The 13,002-nt window shown below is 66.1% G+C and carries 14 protein-coding genes and 1 tRNA gene; 9 read left to right on the plus strand and 6 right to left on the minus strand.

The window, feature by feature from the left end:
* Nucleotides 1-25 precede the first annotated feature (25 nt).
* The 5 genes from ACQVDU_RS11020 to rplA all read left to right on the plus strand — a co-directional run bounded on the left by ACQVDU_RS11020 (nucleotide 26) and on the right by rplA (nucleotide 2,729).
* A tRNA-Trp gene (locus ACQVDU_RS11020) sits at nucleotides 26-98 on the plus strand.
* 45 nt (nucleotides 99-143) lie between these two features.
* Nucleotides 144-407 carry a preprotein translocase subunit SecE gene (secE, locus tag ACQVDU_RS11025; RefSeq protein ID WP_341579906.1) on the plus strand — a complete coding sequence of 88 codons (264 nt, stop codon included), beginning with the start codon at nucleotides 144-146 and terminating at the stop codon, nucleotides 405-407.
* Nucleotides 408-475: 68 nt separating this feature from the next.
* Complete coding sequence (gene nusG, locus ACQVDU_RS11030) at nucleotides 476-1,483, plus strand: transcription termination/antitermination protein NusG (RefSeq protein WP_443477135.1); 1,008 nt, start codon at nucleotides 476-478, stop codon at nucleotides 1,481-1,483.
* Nucleotides 1,484-1,590: 107 nt separating this feature from the next.
* Nucleotides 1,591-2,022, plus strand: a complete 432-nt coding sequence (gene rplK, locus ACQVDU_RS11035; protein WP_018172800.1) for a 50S ribosomal protein L11 — start codon at nucleotides 1,591-1,593, stop codon at nucleotides 2,020-2,022.
* A gap of 14 nt (nucleotides 2,023-2,036) precedes the next feature.
* On the plus strand, nucleotides 2,037-2,729 hold the full coding sequence (gene rplA / locus ACQVDU_RS11040; protein ID WP_292710068.1) for a 50S ribosomal protein L1: 693 nt from the start codon (nucleotides 2,037-2,039) through the stop codon (nucleotides 2,727-2,729).
* A gap of 51 nt (nucleotides 2,730-2,780) precedes the next feature.
* Here the strand turns inward: rplA and ACQVDU_RS11045 are convergent, their stop codons facing one another.
* A complete protein-coding gene (locus ACQVDU_RS11045) occupies nucleotides 2,781-3,443 on the minus strand; it encodes a LysE/ArgO family amino acid transporter (protein WP_443477136.1) in 663 nt (220 codons plus the stop codon).
* A 71-nt stretch (nucleotides 3,444-3,514) separates the two neighbouring features.
* Between ACQVDU_RS11045 and ACQVDU_RS11050 the strand changes: the two genes are divergently transcribed.
* Entirely contained in the window at nucleotides 3,515-4,441 is a 927-nt protein-coding gene (locus ACQVDU_RS11050; protein WP_300593379.1) for a LysR family transcriptional regulator ArgP, read from the plus strand.
* On the opposite strand, the gene ACQVDU_RS11055 is transcribed toward ACQVDU_RS11050, so the two are convergent.
* The 4 genes from ACQVDU_RS11055 to ACQVDU_RS11070 all read right to left on the minus strand — a co-directional run bounded on the left by ACQVDU_RS11055 (nucleotide 4,428) and on the right by ACQVDU_RS11070 (nucleotide 8,649).
* Entirely contained in the window at nucleotides 4,428-5,459 is a 1,032-nt protein-coding gene (locus ACQVDU_RS11055) for an NADP-dependent oxidoreductase (RefSeq protein WP_443477137.1), read from the minus strand. The two genes, ACQVDU_RS11050 and ACQVDU_RS11055, sit on opposite strands and share 14 nt — an antisense overlap.
* A 165-nt stretch (nucleotides 5,460-5,624) precedes the next feature.
* Nucleotides 5,625-6,110: a MarR family winged helix-turn-helix transcriptional regulator gene (locus tag ACQVDU_RS11060; protein WP_292710075.1), complete on the minus strand. Its 486-nt coding sequence runs from the start codon at nucleotides 6,108-6,110 to the stop codon at nucleotides 5,625-5,627.
* Nucleotides 6,107-7,828: an MDR family MFS transporter gene (locus tag ACQVDU_RS11065; RefSeq protein WP_300593382.1), complete on the minus strand. Its 1,722-nt coding sequence runs from the start codon at nucleotides 7,826-7,828 to the stop codon at nucleotides 6,107-6,109. Before ACQVDU_RS11065 ends, ACQVDU_RS11060 begins: the two co-directional genes overlap by 4 nt.
* Nucleotides 7,829-7,998: 170 nt before the next feature.
* On the minus strand, nucleotides 7,999-8,649 hold the full coding sequence (locus ACQVDU_RS11070; RefSeq protein WP_300593385.1) for a YqaJ viral recombinase family protein: 651 nt from the start codon (nucleotides 8,647-8,649) through the stop codon (nucleotides 7,999-8,001).
* A 332-nt stretch (nucleotides 8,650-8,981) separates the two neighbouring features.
* Between ACQVDU_RS11070 and rplJ the strand changes: the two genes are divergently transcribed.
* From rplJ to ACQVDU_RS11085, 3 genes are all read left to right on the plus strand, one after another.
* Nucleotides 8,982-9,497 carry a 50S ribosomal protein L10 gene (rplJ, locus tag ACQVDU_RS11075; RefSeq protein WP_292710080.1) on the plus strand — a complete coding sequence of 172 codons (516 nt, stop codon included), beginning with the start codon at nucleotides 8,982-8,984 and terminating at the stop codon, nucleotides 9,495-9,497.
* A gap of 41 nt (nucleotides 9,498-9,538) precedes the next feature.
* Nucleotides 9,539-9,928 carry a 50S ribosomal protein L7/L12 gene (rplL, locus tag ACQVDU_RS11080; protein ID WP_292710082.1) on the plus strand — a complete coding sequence of 130 codons (390 nt, stop codon included), beginning with the start codon at nucleotides 9,539-9,541 and terminating at the stop codon, nucleotides 9,926-9,928.
* A 114-nt stretch (nucleotides 9,929-10,042) separates the two neighbouring features.
* Nucleotides 10,043-12,571: an HAD-IC family P-type ATPase gene (locus ACQVDU_RS11085; protein ID WP_443477138.1), complete on the plus strand. Its 2,529-nt coding sequence runs from the start codon at nucleotides 10,043-10,045 to the stop codon at nucleotides 12,569-12,571.
* Here ACQVDU_RS11085 and ACQVDU_RS11090 read toward each other — a convergent pair.
* On the minus strand, nucleotides 12,501-12,947 hold the full coding sequence (locus ACQVDU_RS11090) for a hypothetical protein (RefSeq protein WP_443477139.1): 447 nt from the start codon (nucleotides 12,945-12,947) through the stop codon (nucleotides 12,501-12,503). The two genes, ACQVDU_RS11085 and ACQVDU_RS11090, sit on opposite strands and share 71 nt — an antisense overlap.
* Nucleotides 12,948-13,002 lie beyond the last annotated feature (55 nt).

Consider the following 13,002-nt stretch of genomic DNA (forward strand, 5'->3'; position numbering starts at 1 on the left):
AGGTACCTAAGGCCTTCGGGTCTTTAGGGCGGTAGCTCAATTGGCAGAGCAGCGGTCTCCAAAACCGCAGGTTGCAGGTTCGATTCCTGTCCGCCCTGCGCGTCAGCGCAAGCTGGCACAACAGAAGCAACCAGGTGGGATACATGGTCCAGGATGACGCCAAGGGCGAGATCGTTGCCAGCGGCAGCGCTCCTCGCGAGAAGAAGCTGAATGTCTTCGCGCGGATCGCCCTGTTCATCCGTCAGGTCTTTGCGGAGCTTCGTAAGGTCGTCACCCCGACGCGCCAGGAGCTCCTGAAGTACACGGCAGTCGTGCTCGGGTTCGTCGTCATCATGATGGCGCTCGTGTACGGAATGGACTTCGTGTTCCTCTGGGTGACGACACAGGTCTTCGGCGTTCCCGCCTGATCTGCTCGTCCTCACGGTGCGGGCAGGATGCTGCGTCGCGCCCGATCAAACGGAAGTGAACGAAACACGTGTCTGAACGATTTCTCGACGACGCCGACTGGGCGCCCTCGGCCGAGCAGTCCTCTGAGGAGGACGAGGCCCAGGAGGGCAACGAGCTCGCGCGCGAAGAGCACCAGAGCGATGCGGCCGAGCATGTCGCCATCCACATCGAGGATGAGGACGACGACGTGGACTACTCGGACGACGACGTCGAGGTGAGCGACCCGGAGGCTGATGCGATCGTGAACGATGCACTCGAGATCGACGAGGCGGCGGAGGTGGAAGCCGCTGCCGAGGTCCTGGCCGACGACCTCGCCGAGGAAGAAGCCGAGCGCGCGGCGCACGCTGCCGAAGAGGTCACACCGTACGACGGCCCCGAGCTCGGTGACGACGACGCCGACGAGGACGAGACCGAGGAAGACCCGTACGAGGCGTTCCGTGCCGAACTGCGGTCGCTGCCGGGCAAGTGGTACGTCATCCACTCCTACGCCGGCTTCGAGCGCAAGGTGAAGGCCAACATCGAGCAGCGTAAGTCGACGCTCGAGGTCGAAGAAGACATCTACCAGATCGAAGTTCCGATGGAAGATGTCGTCGAGATCAAGAACGGCCAGCGCAAGATGGTCACCCGCGTGCGCATCCCCGGCTACGTGCTGGTGCGCATGGAGCTCAACGAAGACACCTGGTCGGTCGTTCGCCACACTCCCGGTGTCACCGGATTCGTCGGCAACGCGCACAACCCGACGCCGCTGCGTTTCGAAGAGGCCTTCACGATGCTGAAGTCTCTTGTCGAGGTCAAGGAGACCGCTCCTGCCAAGGGTGGCGCCGCCAAGAAGGGTCAGCCGGTCGCTCGCGCGATTCCGGCGGAAGTCGACTTCGAGGTCGGCGAGACCATCACGATCAAGGAAGGCTCGTTCGCGGGTCTTCCCGGCACGATCAGCGAGATCAAGCCCGAGAGCGGCAAGCTCACGGTGCTCGTTTCGCTGTTCGAACGCGAGACTCCGGTCGAGCTGTCGTTCGACCAGGTGACCAAACTATAGAGTGACCAAGCTCTAGCCGGAGTCACCACACAGACCACCGCTCCCGGAACCGCCGGGCTGCGGGAGAGAGGATGCCGCCGGCATCCGCTCGATGAAAGGAAAGAAGAATGGCACCGAAGAAGAAGGTGACCGGCCTGATCAAGCTTCAGATCAACGCCGGTGCAGCCAACCCGGCGCCGCCGATCGGGCCCGCGCTCGGTCAGCATGGCGTCAACATCATGGAGTTCTGCAAGGCGTACAACGCCGCGACCGAGTCGCAGCGCGGCAACGTCATCCCCGTCGAGATCACCGTCTACGAGGACCGCAGCTTCACGTTCATCCTCAAGACCCCGCCGGCAGCCGAGCTGATCAAGAAGGCCGCGGGCGTGCAGAAGGGTTCCAAGACCCCGCACACCGTCAAGGTCGCGAAGCTCACCAAGGAGCAGGTCCGTCAGATCGCCGAGACCAAGATGCCCGACCTGAACGCGAACGACATCGAGGCAGCCTCGTTGATCATCGCCGGCACCGCCCGTTCCATGGGCATCACGGTCGAGGACTGAGGGGGATAACGACAATGGCTACCAAGTCCAAGGCTTACAACGAAGCAGCTTCGAAGATCGAGGCCGGCAAGTTCTACTCGCCGAGCGAGGCAGTGAACCTGGCGAAGGAGACGGGATCGAAGAAGTTCGACTCCACCGTCGAGGTCGCCCTCAAGCTCTCGGTCGACCCGCGTAAGGCAGACCAGATGGTGCGCGGCACCGTCATCCTGCCCCACGGCACCGGCAAGACCGCGCGCGTCATCGTGTTCGCAACCGGTCCTGCCGCCGAAGCGGCGATCGCTGCAGGCGCTGATGAGGTCGGCGGCGCCGAGCTCATCGAGAAGGTCGCCGGCGGCTACACCGCGTTCGACGCTGCAGTGTCGACCCCGGAGCTGATGGGCCAGGTCGGGCGTCTGGGTAAGGTCCTCGGTCCCCGAGGCCTCATGCCCAACCCCAAGACCGGCACCGTGACCCCCAACCCCGCCAAGGCGGTCGAGGAGATCAAGGGCGGAAAGATCGAGTTCCGTGTCGACAAGCACGCCAACGTGCACTTCGTTGTCGGCAAGGCGTCGTTCTCGGCCGAGCAGCTCGACGAGAACCTGAAGGCTGCGCTCGACGAGATCGTTCGCCTCAAGCCCTCGAGCTCGAAGGGCCGCTACATCCAGAAGGGTGCGGTGTCGACCACGTTCGGCCCCGGCATCCCGCTGGATGTCAACAGCATCGCCTGAGCAACGCTCTGATACGACAACGGCCTCCGCTGCGGCGGGGGCCGTTGTCATTCATCCACCCAGGACGAGACTGACGCCGAGGGCGATCATGACGACGGCGATGATCGCATCGAGGATGCGCCAGGCTCGCGGCGTCGCGAGCCACCGCCCGAGATACCGGGCTCCGAACCCGAGTGCGCTGAACCAGAGGACACTCGCGGCCACGGCACCGAGCGCGAAGACCCAGCGATCATCCCCGTGGGTGGTGGCGACGCTGCCGAGCAGAAACACCGTGTCGAGATAGACGTGCGGGTTCAGCCAGGTGAGCGCGAGGACCGTGAGCACGGTCGTCGATAAGCGCGTTCTCGCGGTCATGACGAGAGCACGTCGGTCGCCGGGGGCGACGGGTGAGGCGGTGCCGACCGGGTCCACGACGACGAGGGTTTCGGTCGAGGGGCGCCAGGCCCGTTTGGCGGCGAGCAGACCATACCCGACGAGGAACGCGGCGCCTGCCCATCGGACGGCTGTGACCAACCACGGCAGGGCCGCCAGTGCGAGCCCGACCCCCGAGACACCCAGCACGATGAGGGCAGCGTCGGATGCGGCGCAGACGACCACGACAGCGAGGACGTGCTCGCGCCGAATGCCTTGACGTAGCACGAACAGGTTCTGCGCGCCGATCGCGACGATCAGCGACAGGCCGAGCCCGAGACCGGCGAGGAGGGGAGTCAGCACCCCTCGACGCTAACGGTGATGCCGAATCAGCTCCAGCTAAAGATTCTCACGAAGCATTAGCATCACTTCATATGAAGATCGACTTCGACCTGGCCGAGACGGTGGCGATCATCGCCGAGGAGGGAACGCTCGAGGCTGCGGCGCGACGGATGCGGATGACGCCGAGCGCGGTCAGCCAGCGTCTGCGGGCGATAGAAGATCAGCTCGGGCGAGTGCTGCTCGTGCGCTCGAAGCCCGTTCGCCCGACGGATGCCGGAGATGCTGTCATCCGGCTCGCTCGTCAGGCGCGCGTGCTCGAACACGATGCTCTCGCCGGCATGGGTGGGCTCCGCGCTGATGATGGGGCCGAGGAGGGGCCTGTGTCGGTGCCGCTGGCGGTCAATGCTGACTCGCTCGCCACTTGGTTCCTCACGCCGCTGGCACGCCTGAGCGCGCGGCATCCGATCGTGTTCGATCTTCACCGCGACGATCAGGACTTCACCGCCGCACTCCTGGAGGGCGGCACCGTGATGGGCGCCGTGACGTCCCGTGCAGAGCCGGTAGCAGGATGCCGCGTGACCGCGCTGGGGGTCATGCGCTACGAGGCCGTTGCTACCCCCGATTTCGTGGCCCGCTACCTCAGCACCTCACGGGACGACACCCGTGCGCTGGCCGCAGCTCCGCTCGTCCTCTTCGATCGTCGCGACGACCTGCAAGACAGGTGGTTGCGGGAGCAGGGGATATCGGGTTCGGAGGCCCCGAGGCACTACGTCCCGGCATCCCATGACTTTGCCCAGGCAGTCGGGCTCGGATTCGGGTGGGGGCTGCTCCCGGGCTTTCAGTCCGATGCTGGGCTCGAGAGCCGCGCGCTCGTGCGGTTGGGGGGTCCGCCGATTGACGTTCCCCTGTACTGGCAGCAGTGGAATCTGCGTTCGCCACTCCTGGATGCCGTGGCCGCCGAGATCGTCGAAGAGGGGCGACGGGTGCTTCGGCCTGCGCCCAGCCTCAATCGTCGCTGACGCGCAGCACGATCTTGCCGCGAGTATGTCCGCCCTCGATGTCGGCGTGTGCCTTCGCCGCGTCGGCGAGGTCGAGGACGTGATCGATGTACACCTGCACCGAGCGCGAATCCAGCAAGCGAGCGATGGTGGCGAGTGTTGCCCCTTCCGGAATCACTTTGTAGCTGGTCGCGCGGACGCCAACAGCTGCCGCCGCTTCGCGATACTCCGGCCATGATCCGGTGGGCACGAGAATGTAGATCCCACCGGGACGCAGGACCGAGAGGGAACGTGTGCCGATCGAGTCGGTCACGTTGCCGACGAGGTCGATGACGACATCCATATCGTGGACGACCTCTTCGAAGCGCGTCGAGGTGTGATCGATGACGACGGAGGCGCCGAGGTCGCGGAGCCAGGGGGCGTTGGCGCCGGATGCCGTGGCTGTCACATGAGCGCCGAAGTAGGCAGCGAACTGCACGGCGAAATGCCCCACGCCCCCGCTTCCCGCGTGGATGAGGATGCGCTGACCCTCGTGAGCGTGAGCGGTCTCGACCACCAGGCCCCACGCTGTGAGGGCCGCCACCGGAACTCCTGCTGCCTCGACGTGAGAGAGGGAAGCAGGCTTCCGCGCGATCGACAGCGTGGGCGCGACGACATACTCCGCGTAGCTTCCGGGCGTGCGGGGAAACCCTGCCATGCCGAAGACCTCGGTACCGACAGGGAACGGATGCGTCTCGAACGGGGACTCGACGACGACGCCGCTGAAATCGAACCCGAGGATCCCGGGGAGGTCTGAGACGGCAGGAGCGAGCCCTTTACCGGCGCGGGTCTTGGCATCGATCGGGTTCACACCTGCAGCGACAACGCGTACGAGCACCTCGCTGAGCACCGGGCGTGGTACGGGGACGGTAGCCTCGGTCAGGACGCGGGGAGCGCCCCACTGGGCGACGGTGACCGCCCGCATCACCTCCGGGACCTCCGCGGGTTCGGTCGAGAATGCCTGAGCTTCGTGGGATTGGCGTAGCGGCCGGAATCGCATCGGTCGCTCCTTCCGCGAACACGTCGTCTCAGGGTCGTGCACATCGGCGTCGACGTGACACTGGACGACCAGTGGAACCCCGCCCTCCGCGAGGTGATCTCAGTCAACCGCGCGATTGTCTCGCTCGTGTTACGTCGGTGTCACCGCGCCGATAAGACGCGCCAGTCAGCGCTTCGGGATGTCGCCGGAGGCGAAAGCGGTGAGCAGATCAGTGAGATCATCGATCGACTCGGTGGGCCACTCCGCGAGAGTATGAGAGAGCATCCGCTCGTACGGTGCTCGTGCGGCATCCAGTCGCTTCCGTCCCTCCGCGGTGAGGGAGATCAGCCGCGAACGGCGGTCGTCGGGATCAGCGGTCCGCTCGATGAACCCGAGGCTCTCGAGCTCGCTGATCTGCCGGCTGATCATTCCCTTGTCGGCCGTCAGGCGGTGGGCGAGAGTCGACGATGTCGTGGGTCCGATGCGGCCGATCGTGGCCAGGAGTTTGAATGTCCCGGGGAGCATTCCCGGGCTCACCTCATCGGCGATCTGCGCATAGAACTTTCGGATGCGCGAGATGAGCTCGGAGATCGCCCCCTCAAGCCGGTCGACTGCCGCGCGATGCTCGCGGGCTGCGGGGTCGAGGTCCTCGGGAGCTGCGGGTTCGCTCATCGTGGCGACCCCGGGCTGGATGCCGCGCGAGCAGTCTCGCCGCGGCGGGAACCGTCGGCATCCGTCGAGAAGTCGGCAGTGGCGGTGAGAGTGTCCATGCCCTCGGCGACTGACACGGTGGCGAGGTCGGCTTCGCTCGCTTCCAGCCGCTCGCGGTTCGTCATCCGAGTCAAGGGGACGTTCGGTAGGAACGCGATGGCGATGAGGCTCACGATCGCGAACGGAACGAGGATGAAGAAGGACTGTGAGATGCCTTGAGCATAGACGTCTTCGAAGATGACCCGCAGACCTTCGGGCATCGCAGAGACCTGCGGGAGGGATCCCGACTGCAGCTGCGAGGCCCAGCTCGAGGCCTGGTCGCCGAGGGCCCCGAGCGCGGCGGTGATGTCATCCTTTCGTCCCCCCAGCAGGTCGGTGACGCTGCTGGCAAGGGCTGCGCCCATGACGGCAACGCCGACGCTGCCACCGAGGCTTCGGAAGAAGGTGATGCCGGAGCTTGCAACGCCGATCTTCGTGGGCTCGGTCGTGTTCTGGACGACGAGCACGAGGTTCTGCATCGTCATCCCGATGCCGGCGCCGAGGAGGAACATGTACAGCGACACGAGAGCGAAGTTCGTGTCGTAGTGGATCGTCGTCAGCAGGGCGGAGCCGGCGATCAGCGAGATGCTGCCGGCGATGAGGTAGGGCTTCCAGTGCCCGAAGCGGGTGATCAGCTGGCCGACGCCGACGGATGCCACCAGAAGGCCGGCGATCATCGGGATCGTCATCAGCCCGGCCTCGGTCGGTGTGGCGCCCCGGGCCAGCTGCATGTACTGGCTCAGGAACACCGAGGCCCCGAACATGGCGATGCCGGTGGCGATCGAGGCGAGCACGGCGAGCGTGAACGTGCGGCTCCGGAACATCGAGAGCGGGACGAGGGGTTCGCGTGAGCGCAGCTCGACCACGATGAACGCAATGGCTGCGAGGATCGCGCCGCCCACCATCAGCAGGGTCGTCAGGCACCACCAGTCAAAGGAGTCCCCGGCGAGGGTCACCCAGATCAGAAGCAGCGAGACGGCAGCCGAGAGCAGGACGATGCCGAGGTAGTCGATCGAGACCTTGCGTGCGGTCAGAGGCTTCAGGTGGAGGGTCCGCTGCACGATGATCAGCGCTGCAACGGCAAACGGGAGGGCGACGTAGAAGTTCCAGCGCCAGCCGATCCCGTCGGTGATGACGCCGCCGACGAGGGGACCGCCGATGGTCGCAAGCGCCATGACGGCCCCGAACAGACCCATGTAGCGACCGCGCTCGCGCGGGCTGATGATGTCAGCCATGATCACCTGGCTGAGCGCCGCAAGGCCTCCGGCGCCGACGCCCTGCACGGCACGCATGGCGATGAGCCACTCGGTATTCGGGGCGAAGCCTGCCGCGGCGGTGGCGACGACGAAGATGCCGATCGCGAGCTGGAAGAGGAGCTTGCGATTTATCAGATCGGCGAGCTTGCCCCACACGGGCGTCGAGATCGCCGTCGTCAGGAGTGTCGCTGTCACGACCCACGTGAACGCGGCCTGATCGCCGCCGAGATCGTGGATGATCACCGGCAGCGAGGTGGAGACGACCGTCGAGGCGAGCATCGAGACGAACATGCCCAGGAGCAGGCCCGAGAGGGCCTCCAGGACCTGGCGGCGAGTCATCCCGGAGTCGGTGAGGGCGGGAGCTGGAGAAGAAGCGGATGCCATGGGTTGCCTTCTGGACGACGAGGATGTGGCTGCGCTCGTCATCGCGCAGTCATTGACAAATGTCAACTATACGCTATTTGGTTGACAGGAGTCAATTAGTTGGTCGACGTGCGTCATAGCGGAGCCCGACGGTGCCGGATGAGGCGAGGCGAGCGGCAGGGCGTGGCTGATCAGTCGGATAGTGCGAGGGCGCGATATGGCTCGCGCGTCGTGACCGGGGCGACAGTCAGCGTTCGGGTGCGCTGTGTGCGTACGTAGAGCTCATCAATGAGAGCCGTCGCCAGGCCGACCAGCCGCGCGATCTCCGTCTCATCGCGGTCAACCCACGCACACCGTGGCTCGTCGCCGACGGGGACGAAACCGTCATGCTGTTCCCAGGCGACGAGCGTGCGCTCGGCGCCGAGGACATGCTGCTGCCACCAGACCTGGCGGAGGTAGGAGCGGGGGATGCTGCGCCACTCCTTGTTCGTCGTCTTGATCTCGGCGAGGATGACGCGCCCCTGCGCGTCGACCACCACGCCGTCGGGGGTGGCGAGGTGGCGCTTTTCGACCTCGGCGTGAAAGAGTGCCGACGAGGGCTGGATGCCGTGCGTTGCAGCTACCCAGCGAGCGATCTCGGGTTCGCGCAGCCGCCCGTGGTTCGTATAGGCGTTGCCGGAAAAGCCGGAGCCCATGAGCTTGGCGTCCGCTGCGCGGGCGATGGCCCGCTCCGAGGTGAGCGTCGCGACATCCGTCGCTGTGATCCCGCGCGAGCGTGCCCGCACCCACGCGACCCGATCGCGCGAATCGGCGACGATGCGCGCTTGGAGTTCGGGAGTCACCCCTCGACCCTACGTGCGGGTGGCGACCTCGGCGGCCCGTACACGCGAGGAAGCACAAGAGCCTCGACACCGATTTGTCGGGGCGCCCGGGTGCCGCGTACACTTGTCGGAGCCGAAGACCGCCGGTCATCGGCGTGCGCGCAAGCGAACGTCGATCGAAGCACTGGAAATTGTCCGTCAGGATCAACGCCCAGGGGCCTGCGCAGGTGTCACGAACAACGCCCATCCGGGCCGAAGCTCCGTGCGCTTGCGCCGGAGCTTTTCTCATTTTCCGGGGGTCAGAGGCTCCCGTCCCGCCACCGCGAGACGGGGACAAGACACAAGGAGTGGCCATGGCGCAGAAGGAAGCGACGGTTGCCGAGCTCACGAAGCATTTCGAGGACTCGACCGCCGTTCTGCTCACCGAGTACCGCGGTCTGACGGTTGCCGAGCTCAAGGAGCTCCGCAGCGCGATTCGTCAGGACGCCGAGTACGCCGTGGTGAAGAACACGCTGTCCAAGATCGCCGCGAACAACGCGGGGATCACGGCGCTGGACGAGGACCTCGTGGGTCCCTCGGCCATCGCGTTCGTGCACGGTGACCCGGTCACCGTCGCGAAGGGACTGCGCGCCTTCGCCAAGGCACACCCTCTTCTCGTGATCAAGGGCGGATACTTCGACGGTTCCCCCCTGAGCGCGGAAGAGGTAGGCAAGCTCGCCGACCTCGAGAGCCGTGAAGTCCTGCTGGCGAAGCTCGCCGGCGCGATGAAGGCCTCGATGACCAAGGCAGCATTCGTCTTCAACGCACTGCCGTCCAAGGCCGTTCGCACGGTCGACGCACTGCGTGAGAAGCAGGAGTCCGCGGCCTGAGTCGGCCCCGGCGATAACCACACCCATCAAGGAGAATCATCATGGCAAAGCTCAGCACTGAAGAGCTGCTCGACGCGTTCAAGGAGCTCACCCTCATCGAGCTCTCCGAGTTCGTCAAGGCGTTCGAGGAGACCTTCGACGTCACCGCCGCCGCGCCCGTCGCGGTTGCCGCTGCCGGCGCCCCCGCCGGTGGTGCCCCCGCCGAAGAGGTTGAAGAGAAGGACTCCTTCGACGTCATCCTCGAGGCCGCTGGCGACAAGAAGATCCAGGTCATCAAGGTCGTCCGCGAGCTCACCTCGCTCGGCCTCGGCGAGGCCAAGGCCGTCGTCGACGGTGCTCCCAAGGCTGTCCTCGAGGGCGCCAACAAGGAGACCGCAGACAAGGCGAAGGCTGCTCTCGAAGAGGCAGGCGCCACGGTCACCCTCAAGTAAGTCCCCGCGACTTCTCACGAAGGCCTCGGATGCTTCGGCATCCGGGGCCTTCGTGCATTCCCGGCATCCGAACCTGCACCCTCCCGCGCCGGGCGTGCCCGCTAGGGTGAACGCATGACCAGCGGTACCGATGTGGCAACGCAGCCAGGGCCCGAGCCGACCGGGGATGACGAGATCACCGGACTCACGGCTGCCGAGGTGGCCGAGCGTGTGGCCGACGGCCGAACCAACGCCTATCAGGCCGATTCGAGCCGGAGCATCGGCAGCATCATCCGCGCCAACGTCTTCACGATCTTCAACGCCATCGTCGGGTCGTGCTTCGCCGTGCTCCTGCTCCTCGGGCGGTGGCAAGACGCGATCTTCGGCCTCAGCGCCCTGGCAAACACGATCATCGGTGTGTGGCAGGAGTTCCGTGCGAAGGCGGCGCTCGACCGGCTTGCCCTGCTCAATGCGCCCACCGCCCGCGTGCTGCGTGATGGTATCGAGGACGAGATCCACCCGACCGCAGTCGTGATCGACGACATCCTCGTGCTCCGCGCCGGCGACCAGATCGCGGCCGACGCCGAGGTCATTCACGCCCGCGGGCTGCAGGTCGACGAGTCGATGCTCACGGGCGAGTCGGATGCCGTCGACAAGCGTCCTGGCGACGAGGCGCTCTCTGGCTCGATCGTCGTCGCGGGAGAGGGGATGGCGCGCGTCATCCGTGTCGGTGCCGATTCCTATGCCAACCGGTTCGCGGCCGAGGCCAAGCGATTCTCGCTCGTCTCGAGCGAGCTGCGTTCCTCGATCAACCTCGTGCTGCGGGTCGTGGGCTGGGCGATCGGGCCCATGGCGCTTCTGGTCCTGAACGCCCAGATGATGGTCTTCGGCGGATGGGTCGCCGCGTGGGAGAGTGGCGACTGGGTTCAGGCGGCTGTGAACACCATCGCCGCGGTCACCGCGATGATTCCGCTCGGGCTCGTGCTCATGACCAGCATCGCCTTCGCTGTGGGCGCGGCAAAGCTCGCGGGGCGCCAGGTGCTCGTCAACGAACTTCCCGCCGTCGAGGGGCTAGCGCGCGTGGACGTCGTGTGTCTCGACAAGACCGGCACGCTCACTGCGGGCGAGATCGAGTTCGATGCCGTTCATCCCGTCGGCGGTGCTGCGGCGCCCGGATGGGATGAGGCGCTCGGGTGGTACGGCGCCGATCCGGCGGCCAACGCCACAGCGCGGTGCCTGCGCGACCCCTACCCGCTCGAGGCCCCTGTGGTCTCGGCGGCTGTCATCCCGTTCTCGTCCGCACGCAAGTGGAGCGCCGCGTCGTTCAGCAGCGGTCCGTCGGGAGCCTGGGTTCTCGGTGCACCCGAGATGGTCTTTCCGGAGGAAACCGGGGCCGGCACCGAGCTCGGGTCCCTGGTCGCCGAGCTTGCCGCGACGGGACGGCGCACCCTCGTGCTCGGGCACTCGCCGCATCCGATCTCCGATGAACAGGCCGAGGCGGAGAGCATCCCCGATGATCTCGTCCCGATCGTCGTGCTCACGTTCCGTGAGCAGGTGAGGCCGGATGCCGCGCAGACGCTGTCGTACTTCCGGGAGCAGGGGGTCGGCATCCGTGTCATCTCGGGCGATAACCCCCGCACTGTCGCTGCCATCGCGCGTGAGGTCGGAGTGGACGCACCTGAGGGGTTCGATGCCCGGCAGCTGCCCGACGACGACGAGGCGCTCGCTGACGTGCTCGAGACCTACCACGTGTTCGGCCGTGTCACCCCCGAGCAGAAGAAGCGCATGGTCACTGCCCTGCAATCGCGTGGACACACCGTGGCGATGACCGGAGACGGCGTCAACGACGCGCTCGCGATCAAGACCGCCGATATCGGCATCGCAATGAACTCCGGCGCCGCGGCCACGAAGGCTGTCGCGCGCCTCGTGCTGCTGGATGGCCAGTTCTCGCACCTTCCCGATGTCGTTGCGGAGGGGCGCCAGGTGATCGCCAACATTGAGCGCGTCTCGATGCTCTTCCTCACCAAGACCGCCTACATCTTCGTGCTGTCGATCGTGTTCGGCATCCTGGTGCTGCAGTTCCCGTTCCTGCCCAGGCAGCTCTCGATCACCGACGGGCTCACCATCGGCATCCCGGCGTTCTTCTTGGCGCTCATGCCCAACCGGCAGCGCTACATTCCGGGGTTCCTGCGGCGGTCGCTGAGTTTCGCCATCCCCGCCGGCGTGGTCGTCGGGGCGGGGCTCACCCTGTACACGCTCGGCGCGCAGTCTCTCGGCGTCGATGAGCAGCAGATGCGAACTGGCGCGACGATCCTGCTCGCCATCGTCGGGATCTGGATTCTCACCGTGCTGTCCCGGCCGATCAACCGCTACAAGGGCCTTGTGATCGGCGCGATGTTCATCGGACTGGTGCTGATCTTCTCGGTGCCCCTGGCGACGGAGTTCTTCCAGCTCACGGACCCGGGCGAGGATGCCGCGTACCTGCTCACCGCGGTGATCGTTGCGACAATCGGTGGGATCGAGATCGTGCGGTTCATTCACCGCCGATTCGTGGCGCGGGATACTGCTGCACGGATGGCGGGCGCGAAGACTGTCAGGGCCGGGCGTCAGCGGCGGCGCGGAAGAAGCGGTTCGTCGGCGGAAGCCACAACACCGCGAGAGTGAAGATCTCCAGCGAAAGCTGAATCGCGGCGATCCAGTCGAAATCAGCGGTGGCGATGGCGAGGGCATGCAGCGGTACCTGGATTGCCAGGTACACCGTCAGGGCGATCCTCGACAGTCGGCTCCCGCGCGCGACGCCTGACGCGATCCCGATGATCAGCAGCCCCACGAGGATGATGGCGGCCCCGATGAGTGACACGACGAGCACATCTCCAGAGCTGGACTGGGTGTAGCGGCTGAGCAGCACCAGGATGCCGAGAAGGATGCTCAGCAGCCCCGTGAGGTAGACGAAAGCGACTGCCACCGACACGATCACCGGGCGACGCGCGGCATCCGGAGTCGCCGTTCCTGCGCCGCCGTCGGCCGTCGTGTCGTTCACGGCACCACTGTAGCGGGAGGTGTCTGCCGCACGAGACCCCGCAACTCTGGTGAGC

This window comes from Microbacterium sp. F2, from assembly GCF_052274505.1.
Lineage (GTDB): Bacteria > Actinomycetota > Actinomycetes > Actinomycetales > Microbacteriaceae > Microbacterium.

Coding starts and splice junctions, on each gene's coding strand:
- secE (WP_341579906.1), top strand. CDS start 144: ATGGTCCAGGATGACGCCAAGGGCGAGATCGTTGCCAGCGGCAGCGCT.
- rplK (WP_018172800.1), top strand. CDS start 1,591: ATGGCACCGAAGAAGAAGGTGACCGGCCTGATCAAGCTTCAGATCAAC.
- rplA (WP_292710068.1), top strand. CDS start 2,037: ATGGCTACCAAGTCCAAGGCTTACAACGAAGCAGCTTCGAAGATCGAG.
- ACQVDU_RS11050 (WP_300593379.1), top strand. CDS start 3,515: ATGAAGATCGACTTCGACCTGGCCGAGACGGTGGCGATCATCGCCGAG.
- ACQVDU_RS11055 (WP_443477137.1), bottom strand. CDS start 5,459: ATGCGATTCCGGCCGCTACGCCAATCCCACGAAGCTCAGGCATTCTCG.
- ACQVDU_RS11060 (WP_292710075.1), bottom strand. CDS start 6,110: ATGAGCGAACCCGCAGCTCCCGAGGACCTCGACCCCGCAGCCCGCGAG.
- ACQVDU_RS11065 (WP_300593382.1), bottom strand. CDS start 7,828: ATGGCATCCGCTTCTTCTCCAGCTCCCGCCCTCACCGACTCCGGGATG.
- rplJ (WP_292710080.1), top strand. CDS start 8,982: ATGGCGCAGAAGGAAGCGACGGTTGCCGAGCTCACGAAGCATTTCGAG.
- rplL (WP_292710082.1), top strand. CDS start 9,539: ATGGCAAAGCTCAGCACTGAAGAGCTGCTCGACGCGTTCAAGGAGCTC.
- ACQVDU_RS11085 (WP_443477138.1), top strand. CDS start 10,043: ATGACCAGCGGTACCGATGTGGCAACGCAGCCAGGGCCCGAGCCGACC.